The following is a 5,882-nucleotide window of genomic DNA, read 5'->3' on the forward strand; positions in this document are numbered from 1 at the left end:
TGAACAAGGGGTGGACGAGTCCGTTTCCTACCTGATAACTGATAACTGGTAACTGGTAACTGATAACTGGTAACTGATAACTGATGTAATCACATATCATATTTCGTGCAATTTTGTTGCCGAAGTAACAATTTCTTATAATAGAGCATCTAAGATTGAAGGTAAAGCTTCAATTATTACGATGCTCTTTTGGAATACTGATATGAGTAAAACTAAATTCAGGGGAATTGAAATCCGTAGGCTGGAATCCATTAAGGGAGGGATGGTAGAGTTCTTTACAGCTCAAGCCAGTCATGAAACAATGCTGGTACAAATTCCACCCAACACAATAGATGATTTATTTGTTCACAAAACACATACAGATCAATTGCTAGTTGTTAAAGGACAGTTTGTCCTTGCGACATTGCTGGATAAGCAGTACGAGTATATTCCTTTGAGTGAAAACCATTCTGTAGTCGTGACAATTCCGCCGGGAGTTTTGCACGGGGCGATTAATTTGAGTTCAGAACCGTGTGTTTTGGTGAATGCAGTGCTGCGTCACAAACCACCTCAACCACGGGATTACATTCCCCATAAACGACCATTTCCTTATAACTTAGAAGCAGCCCAAGCGGCGTTGAAGAATTTGGAAATCACAAATCAAGTCAAGAATTATGGGGCGACTCCAGTATAGGTTGTTTGAGTCAAGTTGCATTGAGGGTGGGTTAAGTAGCCCACCTTAATTTTTTTGTGTTTTTCTAAATTTGATACTAACTTTGGGATAAGAAATTTTAAGAGAAACGAACCGCCAAGACGCCAAGAACGCAGAGGAAAGAAAGAAAGAAAGAAAGAAAGAAAGAAAGAAAGAAAAGAGCTAAATTTGAGGAGTTGGTAAGTCGCGCAGGAAGTAAAAGCGATCGCGTCTCCAATCTTCTCCTTTTATTCGCCCGACATAACCTGTTAATGGTGATGAAAGTTCAATCAGGAAATCATTAACTGCTGTATCAGTTAGTTTAGGATTCTGAGTGGCATTATAATGAGCGCGAATCTCTGTTACTGTAAAATTTTGATTGCTAGCTTCTAAACTTTCGTTATCTTGCTCAAAAAGTTGTTTGACTGCTTGGACAATTTGGAAACGCAACTGGATTTGTCTTTTAACTGTTTGAATATACTCATCAATTTTATAATTAATCTCCCCTGGTTCAAGATATTTTTTTAGTTCAATTAAGTCAACAGAACCAGGATATTTTGCTTGTAGTTCAACTAGTTTCTGTAAAGTCATAGCATTGATGATACTGATTTTAGATATTGCAGCCGATTCTTGAAGTTGTTTTGTCGGTTTACCAGGACCAATAATTAACCGAACAGCGTTGATATAATTTTCTTTAAGATGTCTCTTGCCAATTCTGTCTAATTCCTCAACTGTACGATCAGGAATACTTTTACCTGCCTTACATTCGCAAACTAAGGAATACGGTTTTGAACAAAATAAATCTAAGCCTCCAGCACCACCTTTGTAATCAGATTCAACCTTAAATCCTAAAAACTCAAGGCTGCGGCGTGCTATATCTTCAAAGTCTGTACCAGCTTGGTAGTTGCTTTTGCCTTTATCTTGTTCTATGCTGCGATCGCCTAATGCTGCAATGTTGTTTATCCAAGCTAAATCTGGATCGCTTTGCTGGATAAGTTGCTTAGTAGTCCAACCTAAAAATGCTTTGATATCTTGATCTAATTGTTTAGCGGCTGGGTTGGTAATGGCAAGGTAGGCTAAAGCACTTTGCAAATCTTCTAATTCTGGGTGCAGTGGCGGTTGACGTGTTTCTAGTTGGTGTTTGCGGATGGTAAAGATGCGATCGCTCAACACGGGGTTTGCTTGAGAAACTGTCAACTGCTGAGGCAAAGGTACAAAATGACGCTCTTGAGTATACACTGGAACCTCAAGAGGTTCAGGTAGCCGATAGACGCGCAAGTAAGCCAAAAAAATATGAGTTCGTTGCCCAAGTACTTGCTGTAATCCTTCTTTTGTCCAAATGGTTAATTGTGACAAAGCCTCGAATGATTCAGGAATATGCATTTTGCAACCTTCACATCTCGCCCAACCTTTAATTACAACTGTTTTAGAATCTAAGTTGTCTATAACCTGTTGGGCAATTGACAAAAAGCTTGAGCGGTAATGACGCTTAGGAGGTAGAGTGTTAACTGAGGGGTTGGCTGGATAGAGAGCAAATTTCTGCCCCGGATTAATGAATTTCCGAGGCGTTGCGGCAATCATTCGCCCTTGAATTAACGCTTCAACGTCAGGAACTGGTAGACAAAGGGCATTGTAAATCAAAACTGATTCGCTCATGCTTAATTAAACAACTCAGCTAAATCATCCGAGTCATCTGTGTCCTCTATACTCGAGGGGTTAAGGAAGTCGTTTAATAGTTCGTCTCCTTCAATAGTCTCTTCATCTATTTCACCAGAAGGATCGCTCAATATTTCTCGCAACAAAGCATTTTCGGCAGTTAGCGGCTTTGAAAACTCTATAACTTGGTGCTCATTTAGCTGATAAAGCTCGCGCTTGTGATAAACCGAATACAGGTTAATCAGAGATCTGATTTCTTCAGCTTTCAGATACACCCATTCTCCGCCCAGTTCTTGCACAAGTTTATTGAGATATCCGAATGAATCCCAATTCTTACGAATTGTTTTTTCCTTAGACCGAACTAAACAACCTCGCGTTATATCGAATTTTTTGTAGTCAATTAAACGCCACATTCCTGCTCCTACTGACAGTCCATGAGAGTGCTGGAGAACCGCAACGCCTATTTTGAAAATTTTGTCTTTTTCTTTACCAATAACTTTAAAGTTTATCCATCCTTGATTTTTTGATTTTGGCTCAACTTCAGTAACATCTTCGACTTTTACTTCTTTCAAAGTCTCACCTGTCTCTGTCTCTCCCTCTAATGTCTGACCTTTCAATGTCTGAAAGCCAAAACGCAAAGCATCAACAATTAGAGAATTATGCTTTTCATCAAGATAATCTCCAAGCTCTAACTCACTCTCCTTCTTAAAAGCCAGTTCAAATCGCTCAAATGGGTCTTTGGGTAATGTATCTTCATCAATCTTAAAGTTCTCTGCACACCATTTCAAAGCTTCCCTGACAGTTAGTTTGTTTTTACCGTATTTTCTCAGTTCACTTTCTTCAAATGGGTAAAGAGGATGAGGAGGAGTTAAATTTCTTGTATCATAAAACTCTTTCAGCCAAAGGCTGACTAATTCAACTATAGAATCGCCACTAAGAGGTTTTAAATCTATGGGTTTGCGTTGCGTATATTTTGAAATTCGATCTGGTGTTCCACCTGGTATTATATTTACTTTATCTTCCCAGGTATCGGGCATCATTACTGTGAGAATAACAACACCTCGACCGAGTTCAGAGTTTTCGAGAGTATCGTGCAGAATTTTGACTAGGTTAGCAATTACTAATTCTGTTGGCAACCCATCATCTGTAGAGTTGTTTTTAACATCTATTTCGTCAAAACAAATGACGACGGGGTTGTAGTAACTGACTAAATTTAATATTTGCTGAATATTCTTTAGTGCTTCAGCTTCTCTGTCTTGACTAGTTTTGATAGGATTGGGTAATCCTAGAATATCAGCATTAGAGTTTGCTAGCTCATGTCCAGATAACCATTGTCTTGCAAAAGATGCTTGAGTTTCTGAAAGTGTCCACAAAATAGCCCGTAAAATATAGGGATCTACATTTGATTTTGTTCTCAGAAATTGCTTGGTGAGCGTGTTCATCAAACTCTTGTTTTTAGCCGACCAACTAGCAGATACTTTGTCAAATCTGTTGACAAGTTCCTGAGGAGAAAGGGTTGGTGCATTGGGATTAATGGCTTTGAAGCCTTCGTTCGCCATCGCAGCTGCTACTTCTTGCCACTGCATAACCCCTTGACTACCAGTTTTACTCAAACTATCTGCCAAAGTTTGCTGGAATTGGTATTTAACTAGGTTTAAGTCTGTATAGTTATTGACGCCTGCATAGACGAAGAAAGCCCCGCCTTCACGTTCCAGCCGATGGCGAATACGGCTGAGGAGATGAGTTTTACCTACTCCGTATTGAGCAGTTATAGCAATTGATGTCACTTTATCTTGACTGGATGGACTATTACGCACCAGTTCAATTGCCTGAAAAACTGTATCAGAAGCGTAAGCATTTAGGGTAGGAACGTCGGGGAATCCCTTGCCCCAAATATCCTGTTCTTTGACAATCCCAGCGTTAGTAAATGGATTGTGAGTTTGAATGGCGGTGTTGATGTCTTCTATCGGAGAAATAGGAGGATTTTCCATAGTGATTCGGTGTGAGGTAACAAACTACAACGGGGAATTCACGGCAATATTATTAACTCAAGCGCTTGGCGTAGTAGCGCAATCCACCTCCGGGGATGGTGATTGAGTCTTCACGTTTATCCGGCGTAATGTCTGGCATTTCTCCCGCCATTAGCTGAAAAACGTCGTTCTCCTGGATTTCCAACAGCCAATCACTGAAATCAGAACGACTTACGCGATCGCCCACTTCCCTCCTGATCCGATAAATTGGCACCAAATCATTCAGGTTATAGTCCCGGTTCAATTTGTCGTAAACTTCCAACGCGACTTGTTTAAACTCGTCGTAAGATTTAACCTCACTGTTGACCCCATTCGCCGATACAGATGCAGCTACCGCACCATTCATCTGACTTATCCACCTCAGCAGTGCATTAGCTGCCCAAGTTCCGATAATACTTCCTTCAAACCTAAACTCTGGACTTGTCAAACCCTCACCGAGTACTTCTAAACCCACAGGAGATACCAGAGAGTAGCCTTTTTTGGAGATGGCGATCGCCCCTTGTTTCTCCAATTCCTTAAAAATGCCCTCATAATCTGATACCTTCTTATCCTTAGTAACAATTCGCTTACTAAGATCACCTTTCTTCACTTCCTGCTTTGTTCCTCCTAAATCCCACAAAGCCAGAAGAAGACGAGTTTTCAGTTGAGTCTCAATCATATGTAATTTTTCTGACATTACTTTCACGGTTTTTCTCTATAGAATGACTAGTATCATTGTGGCTTAAATATCTGAAAATACGTAAAAGTACGGTAAAGTTTCCAGCTCGTATTTGAAGCTCACCTGAACTGAATGTCTTAAACTTTTCCTTGCACGTAGATGTTTCTAGTCAGGTTTCCACCTGCTGTGATACTCTCTCTATAAAATACCCGTATAACTCTAATAAATTTCTTTTCAGTCGAGACATATTTTGGTAATCTATATTTCATCCAAAATAAGCTTCGTTAACGGCTTTACTCGTAAACCAGCGTATAAGTCTGGCATTGCGTGTGCCAGAAAAATCTGGAATTTTACGGTGTAGCCCATATCCTCACTGATAGTACAGTTGGACTAATTGATTCAACTGACATTTTGCAGCATTATCAAGAACGCAACCACGCGATAAGGCGGAGATTTTAGCTTGTGCGTATCGCCTAGAACTGAAGCTCTTCGCTTATACCCCAAGTCCATTAAAATGGACTAAAAGCCTTACTCAGTAAGTATTTAGTCTGATGCGCAAAGACTTTAACTATTAGCCATAGGTTTCTAATCTATGGCAGTTGTTGGCAGGAGTGCAAAATATGAGTTCAAGTAATTCGGTGACTTTGTTTTTTGTTAACGTTCCATCACAAAACACTTGTTAAGGGAGAGTTAACTTTTCTTAGTTTGGTAGCTTAACTATAACCTGAACATTTTTTCAGTCGAGAGTCTCCAGTCCCCCACTTCCATAAGTGGAAGATACAAGATGAAGTTTAAATCCCCATCTTGTGATAACCCTTCGGGTATCTCCTGCGGAGACGCTACGCGTAAGTCCCAAAGGGACACGCTT

Annotated in this window: 4 protein-coding genes; 1 reads left to right on the top strand and 3 read right to left on the bottom strand. The window is 40.1% G+C overall.

Annotated elements, in window-relative coordinates; genetic code table 11:
- Positions 1 to 202 precede the first annotated feature (202 nt).
- Complete coding sequence (locus AC5590_RS13550) at positions 203 to 673, top strand: cupin domain-containing protein (protein WP_169268802.1); 471 nt, start codon at positions 203 to 205, stop codon at positions 671 to 673.
- A 180-nt stretch (positions 674 to 853) separates the two neighbouring features.
- On the opposite strand, the gene AC5590_RS13555 is transcribed toward AC5590_RS13550, so the two are convergent.
- Genes AC5590_RS13555 through AC5590_RS13565 form a run of 3 tightly spaced genes read right to left on the bottom strand, consistent with a single transcriptional unit; the run spans position 854 to position 5,032 of the window.
- On the bottom strand, positions 854 to 2,326 hold the full coding sequence (locus tag AC5590_RS13555; protein WP_169268803.1) for a DUF1802 family protein: 1,473 nt from the start codon (positions 2,324 to 2,326) through the stop codon (positions 854 to 856).
- A gap of 2 nt (positions 2,327 to 2,328) precedes the next feature.
- A complete protein-coding gene (locus tag AC5590_RS13560) occupies positions 2,329 to 4,317 on the bottom strand; it encodes a P-loop NTPase fold protein (protein ID WP_169268804.1) in 1,989 nt (662 codons plus the stop codon).
- Positions 4,318 to 4,369: 52 nt separating this feature from the next.
- A complete protein-coding gene (locus tag AC5590_RS13565) occupies positions 4,370 to 5,032 on the bottom strand; it encodes a hypothetical protein (RefSeq protein WP_248277429.1) in 663 nt (220 codons plus the stop codon).
- Positions 5,033 to 5,882 lie beyond the last annotated feature (850 nt).

The organism is Brasilonema octagenarum UFV-OR1 (genome assembly GCF_963888615.1).
GTDB classification, from domain to species: domain Bacteria; phylum Cyanobacteriota; class Cyanobacteriia; order Cyanobacteriales; family Nostocaceae; genus Brasilonema; species Brasilonema sennae.

What these genes read in the sequence shown, in the direction of transcription:
- AC5590_RS13550 (WP_169268802.1), top strand. Translation starts at nt 203, where the DNA reads ATGAGTAAAACTAAATTCAGGGGAATTGAAATCCGTAGGCTGGAATCC.
- AC5590_RS13555 (WP_169268803.1), bottom strand. Translation starts at nt 2,326, where the DNA reads ATGAGCGAATCAGTTTTGATTTACAATGCCCTTTGTCTACCAGTTCCT.
- AC5590_RS13560 (WP_169268804.1), bottom strand. Translation starts at nt 4,317, where the DNA reads ATGGAAAATCCTCCTATTTCTCCGATAGAAGACATCAACACCGCCATT.
- AC5590_RS13565 (WP_248277429.1), bottom strand. Translation starts at nt 5,032, where the DNA reads ATGTCAGAAAAATTACATATGATTGAGACTCAACTGAAAACTCGTCTT.